This window comes from Caballeronia sp. LZ008 (assembly GCF_031451435.1).
GTDB classification, from domain to species: domain Bacteria; phylum Pseudomonadota; class Gammaproteobacteria; order Burkholderiales; family Burkholderiaceae; genus Caballeronia; species Caballeronia zhejiangensis.
In genome coordinates, this window is record NZ_JARUXK010000002.1 from 1,033,861 (window position 1) to 1,043,112 (window position 9,252).

The window sequence follows — 9,252 nt, forward strand, 5'->3', positions numbered from 1 at the left end:
CAAATAGAGCGAATCAATTCATCACGAAGCCGCCGTTCACCGGCAGCAACTGGCCCGTTACGAAGCGCGCCGCATCCGAGAGCAGGAACAGCACGGGGCCGTTCACGTCGTCGGGGACTTGCGCGCGCGTCAATGCGCGGCCTTTGAGGTAATACTCGTGACGCTCGGCGGGCACATATGCGGTGGCTTCCACTTCGGTGAGGCCGGGCGCGATCGCGTTGACGGTCACGTTGTCCGCGCCGAACTCGCGGGCGAGCGAGCGCGTCATCGCGATCACCGCGCCCTTGCTCGCGACGTATGCGAGCAGCTTCGGCGCGCCCCACAGCGCCGTATCGGATGCGATGTTCACGATCGCGCCGCGTCCCGAATCCTTCAGATGCGGCAGGCACGCGACGCTCATCAGCCAAGTGCCGCGCACGTTCACGTTCATCACCGCATCCCATGTTTGCGGTGTGAGCTCGCTGGCGGACTTGCCGCCCGAGTTGGTGATCGCGGCGTTGTTGATGAGCGCATCGAGACCGCCCAACGCATTCGTGCCTTGTTCGACGAATTCGGCGATGCTTCGCGGTTCGTTCAGATCGAGCGGGAAGAAGTGCACGTCACGCAGTTCGCGCGCAAGTGCTTCGCCTTCTTCGCTAAGCACATCGCCGAACGCGACGTGCGCGCCTTGCCCGACGAGCGCGCGCACGAAGGCCGCGCCGAGTCCGCGAGCGCCGCCGGTCACGATCACGCGACGGCCGTCGAGCGCTTTCGACGCATCACGCATGAGCGTGCTCCGTGTTCTTCGGCAATGCTTCGAGCGCGGCGAGATGTTGCTGCGCGCGCTGCTTCAACATGCGACGCACGCGCGTCATGCCGACATCGTGCTGATAGAGGAATTCGTGATCGCGTGCGTTCGGCGCCAGGCTTTCGAGCACATAGCGGTCTTGTTCGAGCACGGCCCAGTGCAGTCCTTCGAGACGATTGCGATACAGGAAGCGCCACGCATCGCGCTGCCATCCGGAGACCTTGCGCGTGCGCCAGAAGTAGACCTGGCAGTTGTCGTTGTCGACGGGCGTAGCAAAACCGATGATCCCGAAGTTGCCGCCGGGCCCGAACTTCTTCTTGTACGGAATCGCGAGGCGCATCCACAGGCAGCCGGTTTCGCCGAGCTCCACCCAGTCGAAGTTCACGTCGCGCTGATTGACCTTCTCGAACATCAAGCCAGTTTCGGTCTTGCGCACGCGCATGTCGGCCTGCTTGTCGCCCTCGGCCATCGAATGCGATGTCGCGTGGAGATACGCGCCGTGCATCGGGTCCATCACGTTGTCGATCGCGTACTGGTAATTGCACTTCCAGTGCGACATGCACAGGAAGCTCGCGTATTCCTCGCCGACGAGTTCTTCGGGCAGCACGAGCGGCGCGGGTTCCTTGTTGGCGTCGTCGCCGAACCAGAGGAAGATCGCGCCCGCGCGTTCTTCGACGGGGTACGACTTCACGCACTTCTGGCCTTCGAGCGGGCACGCGGACACGGCGGGCACTTTCTGCACAGTGCCGCTGCCATCGACTTCGATGCCGTGATACCAGCACGCGACGCTGCCGCCGAGATTCCAGCCGAGCGACAGACGCGCACCGCGATGCGGACAGCGATCTTCGAGCGCATGCACTTTGCCTTCGTTGTCGCGCCAGAGCACGATCTGATCGCCGAGTCGCGTCAAGCCGATGGGCGCATTCGCCACTTGCCAGCTCGGCGCCACGGGATACCAGTAATTGCGCAAGCCGCGATCGAGATAGGCCTGAACGGGATCGGCGGCGGTTGTTTGCTGAGGGGACGTCATGGGAAGAAGCTCCTTCTTTATTCGGCGAGCGTGCGCAGTTCGGCGGCGAGGCGGTCGGCGGTCCATGCGGTGCCTTCCGGCGTGCGGAAACCGTCCTTGTTCAAGCCCGCGACCACCTGTTCCAGTTCCAGCGCGCCCGCTTCGAAGACGCGTTCGAGCGCATCGCCGAAGTCGTTTTCGTATTGCGTCGGCTCGGCCTTGCGCGTCTGCCAGATGAAGTTTTCAGTCTCGCCCGGCTTTTCGATCACGCCCTTGCCGGCGACGTTGTTCGGCTGCGGCGCGAGCCACGGCTTGAGATGCGGGTTGAAGTTCACGACTTTTTCCATGTCACGCCACCTTGATCTGAATTTCCTCGCCGGCGAGGCGCACTGAATACGTCTTCAGGTCGCGGCCGCCGGGCTCTTTCAGGCATTTGCCCGTGGGGATGTGAAACACCGCTTCGTGCAGCGGACATTCGACGGTGTCGCCATCGACGAAGCCTTGCGTCAGCAACGCATATGCGTGCGGGCAGACGTTCTCGAGCGCATATAGCGCGTCGCCCACTTTGTAGATTCCGATTTCCGCGCCGTCATCGAGCTTGAATTCGATTGGTGCGTCTTCCGACAGATCGCCGGCATGCCCGGCGCAGCGCCATTGTTCAGACATCTTTCACCCTTTCCTCTGGTTCGTCTGTGTTCCACTAAAGGAACAACAGTTCGTGTATGGTGATTATAGGAGTCGACTGGCTCGGAAAAAATATAAAAGTAGATATCTAGGTGAAAACACTTAAGTCGACGCGGTTTACAGCTCGCGGATGAAGTAAGAACGCCCGTTTGTCATTGATCCGTAAGCCCTTTTGCCCGGCAGATGCGCCGTGTCCGGGTCGTCTCAGGGTCTACCCGGCTTCATCACAAATTTATTTTTTTGGCGCGGGAAAGCTCACTATACTTTCCATAGGCAGGACGTTGATCCATATATGGAACGTAAACGAGTGGCGGGACGTCTTGCTGGGGAAGGGCCATAACTGCGATCAGCAGGAACAGGAAAGCGGGCGAGGCCCGCGCTCGAACCACACGATCAGGAGAACGAAGGGTGAAGCACATCATCGCAGCGGGGCTCATCGGGGCCGGGGTCGCGACCGGCGCGGCCGCGCAAAGCACGGTCACGCTCTATGGCAGTCTCGATGCCGGCATCGCGTATATCAACAACGTCGGCGGCCATCCGAAGTGGATGGAGGAGCAGGGCAACATGCAGCCAGATCGCTGGGGCTTTCGCGTGGTCGAGGATTTGGGGGGCGGGCTCAAGACCGTCGCGCAACTCGAGAACGGCTTCTACACGAACACGGGCAACTTCGCGAAGGCGGGCACGCTTTGGAATAGGCAGGCGTATCTCGGGCTCGAGCAGGAAAACGTCGGCACGCTGACGCTCGGTCATCAGACGCCGTTCAGCTTCGACATGCTCGGACCGCTATCGACCGCGTATCTCGCGGCGAGCTGGTACGCGTTTCATCCGGGCAACATCGATCAATTGGCGGATACGGGCGTGGTGCCCTACGACAACTCGGTGAAATTCCGCTCGGCGAACTTCTATGGCTTCTCTGCGGGCGCGATGATGGGCCTCGGCAACACGACGAACTTCTCGACGGGCCGCAACTACGGCTTCGGCATTACGTATGCGAACGGTCCGTTCAAGGCGGCGGCCACGTATTCGAACGAGCACAATCGCACGCCCGCGATCGCGACGACCGGTCTGACGACGTTTCAGGGTCAGCCGGCGGCGACTTACATGGCGGACAAGCAGGAGGAGATGGGCGCGGGTGCGTCGTATGAGATCGGCAAGTTCGTCGTGCATGCGCTTTATACGCGCGTGAAGCTGCAATCGAACGGGCAGTCCGATACGTTTCAGTCATACGATGCGGGGTTGACCTTTAAACCGGTCGCGTGGAACTGGATCGCGGGCGGCGCGGCGACGACGACGTTCGCGGGCGGACGATGGACGCAGTTCGAAATCGGCGATATCTATATGTTGTCGAAGTCGACGCAGCTTTATGTCAATGCGCTTTATGAGCATGCTACTGGGGGGGTGAAGGCGGCTTTCTTTACCGCTGGGGTGTCGAGTACGGCGAATCAAGTCATCGTGCTGGCGGGGATTCATCACTCGTTTTGATTTTTTGGTTTTGGTTTTGGTTTTCGCCGGATCCCGTATTCGCGTCGGTCTATTGGCGCTGCCCCTGTGCGGGGCGGCGCCTACTTTCTTTGCAAAATTAACCATTACCACGGAAATGGTACGGTCCGTCAGATTCTGGATTGGGCGGCGATGCGCGGCTCGCGCAGCGGCCCGAACCCGGCACGCTTCGACGGGCCATCGAGCATCTCCTCGCGAACCGATGAAGGCGAAGCCGACCCGCTCAACCTTGCTTTCCATCACAGAGTGCGAAGTTGCGGGTTGTGTCGCGTGTGCGCCAGCGGCAGCATGCACCGTTCAAGCGATCGTTGTTGACGGTAACGCCATTCTGAACGTCAACAGCTCGGGCGCGAGCGACGAGCGCGCGGTCACGGTTGGCGCTTCCTCGACGACCGCAACTGTGACCATCAGCAAGCTATCGATTAAGGGGAACGTGCGGACCTACCCAGGCGACACGCAATATCCGATTGGGCTTATCAATCTTCAAGCGGGGGCCGTGGCACTCGCTGATGTCGCGGGCAACGATTTCAGTGTGCCCGCTATGCCGTTTGGAATTGCGCTATCGACAGTACGACAGCGGTAGCGCCATTTCAGTCCTTCGACAGCGGGAACCTGCTGCCCGGGCAGCGCGTATTGCGAGGCACGGCTCCGCCGACCTCCGGAACGTGGGTCATCGGTGACACCATGACCAATAGCAACCCGGCCGGAACAGCCGTCGCCGGGTGGACCTGCACCGCAGCAGGCACGCCGGGAACGTGGAAGGCTTTCGGAGCGCTCTCGTAAAGCGTCGCTCTGCTATGTCCATCCGCTACGCCGCAGCGCTGCTAGCCGCGCTCTTTTTCCACGGCTGCACGCTCGTCTACATCGAAGGCGATCACAACGCCGTGAGCGATACCGGCGGACACGGCGGTGTGCGGCTACCTGAGCATGAAAGCGGCGGCGCGGCCTCGATCAATCGGCTCATCCACCCGCAGCAACGCTAACCCCAAGGACACAAAGCAATGAAGGTGCATATCGAGAACCAGGGCAGTTTCAGATATTCGGGTCATCGTGGACGGTGACACGCTGAACGATTCGACGCTCACGCCGGGAGAGGCGGAAGTCTACGCGACGGAACCTGAAGGCGTCGTTGAACTGCGCGAGTTGGACGGCGGCGAGGCGCAAGACGAAGCGAGCGAGGACGTCGAGCGCGCATAAGTAGGGGCCCGCGCGAGGCGGGCCTTTGGGGTGCTCGTCGCGAAGGTCGAGCCGCGCATCAACGCTCGACCATTTCCCTTACCCCACCGAGCCGTGATCCTCGTAAGCGATCAGACGGCTGCCACACGCGGTCAAATGTCCGTCGAGTGCGACGCCATTGCCGTTCGTGTCGGTCAACCTGTCCGAGCATTGAATGATCGGGTTCGTGCCGTGTTCGGGACACGTCACCAAGTCACCCATGCGGGCCATTCCGCGCCCCTTGATGTCCATCGTATCGGAACCTGTAATGATGCGCCCGCCGTGCGTGGTCGCATCGCCTACGCATGCAATTGAGGTCATGCCTTTCCTTAGGTTTGCTCGACCGCGCAATACACCGATGTGCGTGGGCTATCTGTGTTGCGTGGTGCGCTGAGGAATACTCGGAACGTCCCGATTTTCTCGTCGAGGCCTTGATCAGGATAGCCATTGTTGTACTTGATCGAACGCACATAGGCCGTGACGTTTGCTTGCGATACTTCATGAAACCGACTGGCAAAGGGTCCAGCTTGCTTGTACTGAACTAATTGCTGATCCAGACTTGTCTTTACCTTACCAATACTGCCGGCGAGATCGACAACTAAACTAGAGCCAGCAGGATAAGCGTCCTGCAGCAGCACAACCGACTTGACGGGAAATCCCCAAAGTGTCATTCCCGGTTTCACAGCAAAGACGACCTCTTCGCCGTCAGCGATAGCCTTACCTTGTCCAACGATAGCACCTTCTTTCTGCAATCTAACGAGATCGGCATGGCCATTAGGCTTGTAAAACTTGTCCGGAGCGCTTGCTGTGCATAGTTCGTTGTCCGCTAGCCAGTCCAGTTCTTTTGCGTGAATAGCGACGCTGATAAAAGGCATCAACACCAAAGAACTGCGAAAAATGATTTTTTTCAACATATTTGACAAATGGAATTACTGACAAAAATCACGAAGGGAGAATGCTACCAGTCTGAGCGGATCAGCGCATGAAAATCAATGTTAAACGAATGGCTGATTACTACCGCCGAGTAAAAACACGAAGCGGCCGCGTATGCGGCCCCTTCGTTCGTCTGGTCAGCCAATGCCGGCAATGGAATCGCGTTCCGCTCTAGTGTCTGCATTGCCTTGTCCAAGAACCTCAACGGCAAGTCAGTTTGGGCATCGTAGAGGTCAACAATTCCAACCTCTATCACGCTATCAACTAGACGAGCGAGTTCGCTCAAGTCGCCGCTAGACGGCACTGAATTAGGACTTTCTGGAATTGGATCTCCTCGTCCGTTTATTGCAGTTACTTCGGCACATTGAGTATCGAACTCGTTCGGCGGAATATCTTTCAACGCATCCTGCACTTCAGGGTTTGTCACACCGCCTTGATTTTCGTCCAACTACGATACGACCGTCCTTGGAAACAATCACGGCGACCGCATTTGGTCGTTGAGATGCCGGCAAACTTTGGGCCTTATTGGGCAGCCTTCCTGCAAGTGTGCCACTCAACCCCAACGGATCAAGCCACTGAACGGGCGAAGGTGCATAAGCGTACAGGTTGGTTCCACCCGCGAGTCCGATCGGGTCTTGCGTGATGAACCGCCCGCTGGCCGATTCATAGTATCGATGCCGGTTGTACGCCAATCTTAAAGCACGTCCACACGTCACGGAACGATTCGTGACCATTCAAGAGTCGCGGCGCGAGGACCGCTCGACCAAACCGTACTGGCAACGACCCGAGCCGCCGTGTTCCCTGGCTCAAACTCGCCGGACGGTGGATTGAGCAGGCAGGATTTCAGGCAGGGCAGCGCGTAAAGGTCAACGTTGAACACGGACGGCTGATCATTACCCCGAGTAGACGAACAAAGGGCCGCGTATGCGACCCTTTGCAGTCCACAACAAGACTCGAGGGGGACAGCGTTATGGTTCCGCATGACAGAGTCGATACAATTCGCTTCGTAAATCATCAAGCTCGTTGTTTTCGCGAATCAGAGGCTGCCCATTTCTGTATAAAACCACATCATTCAGCGATCCCGTTCCGCCATATATCGAGACGATTCTCATTCGCACACCGCTAGGATCAACAGGCAAGTCCAGTACACAACTATCAAGCGCATCGGCCCAGTCTCTCAGTCCGCCGATGCGTGCAAGTCGCGCATCTTAGAAAGCACTGCCTCAATTTGTCGAATATCCATCATTTGAGAACGCATGAATGCGTGACCTCGACTCCCTCGATAGTCCACGGTTTTGGCACAACCACCTACTGCGTACCGCCTACGTAAAAACCACCTTGCGAACCAACCTCTCCAACATACACTTGAGTTCCCGCAGGAATCTTGACCCCGAATGACGTATCAATCGGCGATGTTCCCCCACCAGGCCACGTAGGCAACACCGCTTTGTCTATCCGAGTTTGCAACACGCCAGTAGGTGCCTCTTGGCTAAAGAATTGCCCCAACGGTCGCTCCGCCGTTCCTGCTCGATACAGCACGGTGTCTTTGGGCAAAGTGACGGTTTTGTATCGCCCTCCTGCAAACGTCGCGGCTAGATCATCGGGCAAAGGACCCGGCTTCACTGCCGAATAACTCCCGGTCGCTTTGCCGAGTCTCTTTGTGCTCAATGCACAGTGCTTCGCAAGCCCAAGCGGATCAATCCACTCAATCGGATTGGGCGCATATTGATAGACTTTCAGCCCCCCGCCAACCCAATCGGATCCGAGCACGCCGCGCACGAGCTGTTGTTCTTGCTCGGCCCTCACGCCGGCGTTTGCAAAATTACCCGCCTGCCTTCAGCGTCTGCGCGAAAGGCTCAAGTCTATGCGCAACGAAAAACGACCCGGACGCACATGCGACCGGGTCGTCAAATCCCGCCCTAAACGGTACACCGTTCGCTATCTAAGAAAAGACCTTAACTGAACGGCATTACCGCAGAAGCGGCCCTTTGTTCATCTCACACCCCACCTCTTCACATCTATCAGGCGATTGCCTGAAACCTCAAAGAAATCAAAGCTGATAGCAGCAGACATATCAGCCCATATAAACACAATGTCATTCAGTATTTTGTTGCCAAATTCAAAGTCGACATTGAGACTTTCCGTACTTTTGACCCGTAATATCCCGCAGTACCTCCAGTCTTCATCTATGAGGACATACATGTCTCTATGATGATCTTTCATGGCTGAGAGTTCGACGTGAAGTCCGCTCCCGGATATCCGCTCAGTCTTCTGGTGTAGTTGAGTGGACGCCGCTTTGAAGCGATCCAATACAGCATCCGTTTCCTCCAAAGGAATTATCTCTGATCGATCTCCAGTTGGGAACAAAGACGCTATCTTGCCAAGGTACTCATTGAGCAACTTTTTCCCGTTAGCCTTTCTGTAAAGGAGCTCTTTCTTGTATTGGTTCACACCTCGCTCATTCATTGGCAGCTCCCGTAATAAGCCTTTCCTTTCGGATTGGCTATTTTAGGTCGATCATAATCAGTCATCCGCGTTTCGCCGCTAATCGGATCAACCTTTACTTTGCCTGCTTCCCAATGAGGATCTTCCTTATGGCTCACGTCCATCGTTTGTTGTTGGACCGTTGCCTCTATTGTTCCGCCACCGGCCTGTGGCACGTTGTACCGGTATTCATATCCTGAAGCATTGCGCGACTGACTAATCGGCTGCTGGCTCGTTGGGATACCGGCTTGCCGCATCGCTTCGCGGCGTGCTGCTCTAGATGTGAGGCAACATGGAGTCAGCCCAAGCGGATCCATCCACTGAATCGGGTTCGGCGCGTATTGATACAGGTTGACGCCACCCGCAAGGCCGATCGGGTCTTGCGTAATATAGCGGCCCGAACTCGAATCATAGTACCGATGCCGATTGTACGTCAGTCCCGTCTCGTCGTCCGCATACTGGCCTTGGAACCGAATCGCGTTATCCGCTTCGGCCGCATCTGTCTTGCCATAGGGCGTTGGTTTCCATCCACCCCACGCCCTATACCGCGCCAGCCACACAACCTTACCCGACTCGTCCAGCAACTCCTGCGGCGTGCCAAGGTGGTCATTCTGATAGAACAGCGTCGCATGACGGCTCT

At 57.6% G+C, this 9,252-nt stretch carries 14 protein-coding genes and 1 pseudogene; 4 read left to right on the plus strand and 11 right to left on the minus strand.

Going from position 1 to position 9,252, the window contains the following annotated elements:
- Positions 1–13 precede the first annotated feature (13 nt).
- Genes QCE49_RS19050 through QCE49_RS19065 form a run of 4 tightly spaced genes read right to left on the minus strand, consistent with a single transcriptional unit; the run spans position 14 to position 2,462 of the window.
- Positions 14–766 (minus strand): SDR family oxidoreductase, encoded by a 753-nt coding sequence (locus QCE49_RS19050; RefSeq protein ID WP_008345996.1) that lies wholly within the window; start codon positions 764–766, stop codon positions 14–16.
- On the minus strand, positions 759–1,817 hold the full coding sequence (locus tag QCE49_RS19055; protein WP_250457861.1) for an aromatic ring-hydroxylating dioxygenase subunit alpha: 1,059 nt from the start codon (positions 1,815–1,817) through the stop codon (positions 759–761). Before QCE49_RS19055 ends, QCE49_RS19050 begins: the two co-directional genes overlap by 8 nt.
- A gap of 17 nt (positions 1,818–1,834) precedes the next feature.
- Positions 1,835–2,143, minus strand: coding sequence for a recombinase-like helix-turn-helix domain-containing protein (locus QCE49_RS19060; protein WP_175980345.1), 309 nt, complete (start codon positions 2,141–2,143; stop codon positions 1,835–1,837).
- Position 2,144: 1 nt separating this feature from the next.
- Positions 2,145–2,462, minus strand: a complete 318-nt coding sequence (locus QCE49_RS19065) for a non-heme iron oxygenase ferredoxin subunit (RefSeq protein ID WP_008345991.1) — start codon at positions 2,460–2,462, stop codon at positions 2,145–2,147.
- 426 nt (positions 2,463–2,888) lie between these two features.
- Here QCE49_RS19065 and QCE49_RS19070 point away from each other — a divergent pair, with 426 nt between their 5' ends.
- From QCE49_RS19070 to QCE49_RS19080, 3 genes are all read left to right on the plus strand, one after another.
- On the plus strand, positions 2,889–3,962 hold the full coding sequence (locus QCE49_RS19070; RefSeq protein WP_008345987.1) for a porin: 1,074 nt from the start codon (positions 2,889–2,891) through the stop codon (positions 3,960–3,962).
- 815 nt (positions 3,963–4,777) lie between these two features.
- On the plus strand, positions 4,778–4,963 hold the full coding sequence (locus QCE49_RS19075; RefSeq protein WP_250457863.1) for a hypothetical protein: 186 nt from the start codon (positions 4,778–4,780) through the stop codon (positions 4,961–4,963).
- Positions 4,964–5,030: 67 nt separating this feature from the next.
- Positions 5,031–5,177: a hypothetical protein gene (locus QCE49_RS19080; RefSeq protein ID WP_250457864.1), complete on the plus strand. Its 147-nt coding sequence runs from the start codon at positions 5,031–5,033 to the stop codon at positions 5,175–5,177.
- A gap of 78 nt (positions 5,178–5,255) precedes the next feature.
- On the opposite strand, the gene QCE49_RS19085 is transcribed toward QCE49_RS19080, so the two are convergent.
- The 5 genes from QCE49_RS19085 to QCE49_RS34585 all read right to left on the minus strand — a co-directional run bounded on the left by QCE49_RS19085 (position 5,256) and on the right by QCE49_RS34585 (position 7,318).
- Positions 5,256–5,516, minus strand: a complete 261-nt coding sequence (locus tag QCE49_RS19085; protein ID WP_250457865.1) for a PAAR domain-containing protein — start codon at positions 5,514–5,516, stop codon at positions 5,256–5,258.
- A gap of 8 nt (positions 5,517–5,524) precedes the next feature.
- On the minus strand, positions 5,525–6,109 hold the full coding sequence (locus QCE49_RS19090; protein ID WP_250457866.1) for a hypothetical protein: 585 nt from the start codon (positions 6,107–6,109) through the stop codon (positions 5,525–5,527).
- 44 nt (positions 6,110–6,153) lie between these two features.
- Positions 6,154–6,576 (minus strand): hypothetical protein, encoded by a 423-nt coding sequence (locus QCE49_RS19095; RefSeq protein WP_250457868.1) that lies wholly within the window; start codon positions 6,574–6,576, stop codon positions 6,154–6,156.
- Entirely contained in the window at positions 6,542–6,862 is a 321-nt protein-coding gene (locus tag QCE49_RS19100; RefSeq protein WP_250457870.1) for an RHS repeat-associated core domain-containing protein, read from the minus strand. The genes QCE49_RS19095 and QCE49_RS19100 overlap by 35 nt, the downstream gene beginning before the upstream one ends.
- A gap of 234 nt (positions 6,863–7,096) precedes the next feature.
- Complete coding sequence (locus QCE49_RS34585; RefSeq protein ID WP_409017318.1) at positions 7,097–7,318, minus strand: DUF6966 domain-containing protein; 222 nt, start codon at positions 7,316–7,318, stop codon at positions 7,097–7,099.
- Positions 7,319–7,923: 605 nt separating this feature from the next.
- On the opposite strand from QCE49_RS34585, the pseudogene QCE49_RS19110 reads away from it, so the two are divergent.
- Positions 7,924–8,091, plus strand: a pseudogene (locus tag QCE49_RS19110) (DDE transposase); the annotation flags it as partial.
- A gap of 29 nt (positions 8,092–8,120) precedes the next feature.
- Here the strand turns inward: QCE49_RS19110 and QCE49_RS19115 are convergent.
- Positions 8,121–8,579 (minus strand): hypothetical protein, encoded by a 459-nt coding sequence (locus tag QCE49_RS19115; protein WP_250457875.1) that lies wholly within the window; start codon positions 8,577–8,579, stop codon positions 8,121–8,123.
- Between the two features lie 11 nt (positions 8,580–8,590).
- Positions 8,591–9,252: RHS repeat-associated core domain-containing protein (locus tag QCE49_RS19120; RefSeq protein ID WP_309806296.1), on the minus strand; the 662-nt coding region annotated here is incomplete at its 5' end.

What these genes read in the sequence shown, in the direction of transcription:
- QCE49_RS19090 (WP_250457866.1), bottom strand. Translation starts at nt 6,109, where the DNA reads ATGTTGAAAAAAATCATTTTTCGCAGTTCTTTGGTGTTGATGCCTTTT.
- QCE49_RS19100 (WP_250457870.1), bottom strand. Translation starts at nt 6,862, where the DNA reads ATGGTCACGAATCGTTCCGTGACGTGTGGACGTGCTTTAAGATTGGCG.
- QCE49_RS19055 (WP_250457861.1), bottom strand. Translation starts at nt 1,817, where the DNA reads ATGACGTCCCCTCAGCAAACAACCGCCGCCGATCCCGTTCAGGCCTAT.
- QCE49_RS19075 (WP_250457863.1), top strand. Translation starts at nt 4,778, where the DNA reads ATGTCCATCCGCTACGCCGCAGCGCTGCTAGCCGCGCTCTTTTTCCAC.
- QCE49_RS19050 (WP_008345996.1), bottom strand. Translation starts at nt 766, where the DNA reads ATGCGTGATGCGTCGAAAGCGCTCGACGGCCGTCGCGTGATCGTGACC.
- QCE49_RS19085 (WP_250457865.1), bottom strand. Translation starts at nt 5,516, where the DNA reads ATGACCTCAATTGCATGCGTAGGCGATGCGACCACGCACGGCGGGCGC.
- QCE49_RS19060 (WP_175980345.1), bottom strand. Translation starts at nt 2,143, where the DNA reads ATGGAAAAAGTCGTGAACTTCAACCCGCATCTCAAGCCGTGGCTCGCG.
- QCE49_RS19065 (WP_008345991.1), bottom strand. Translation starts at nt 2,462, where the DNA reads ATGTCTGAACAATGGCGCTGCGCCGGGCATGCCGGCGATCTGTCGGAA.